At 31.9% G+C, this 295-nt stretch carries 1 protein-coding gene; it reads right to left on the reverse strand.

Going from position 1 to position 295, the window contains the following annotated elements; translation table 11 throughout:
• On the reverse strand, positions 1-295 hold a 295-nt coding region (locus NG918_RS16885), incomplete at both ends, for a G5 domain-containing protein (protein WP_252227221.1).

The following is a 295-nucleotide window of genomic DNA, read 5'->3' on the forward strand; positions in this document are numbered from 1 at the left end:
CTGGTGTTGCTACCACTTTTTCTTTCGTGCCACGTACAACTACTTTATCAGTTTTTTTAGAAGTGACATTTTCTTTAATGACATCACGTTTTTTCTCTTTGCCATTTTCAAATGTTACTTTATACTCAACAACTTTTTCGCCGTTTTTACCTTCTTGAACGACTTTTTCAACGCCTTTGTTTAGGCTATCGTCTTCTTTATATACTGTTTCGAATTTAACTTGTTCATTTTTCTTTTCTGCTTTTGAATTGACATATGTAACTTCTACAGTCATTTTTTCTTTTAAGTTACTGTC

This window comes from Clostridium sp. ZBS2 (assembly GCF_023845855.1).
Classification (GTDB): domain Bacteria; phylum Bacillota; class Clostridia; order Clostridiales; family Clostridiaceae; genus Clostridium; species Clostridium aquiflavi.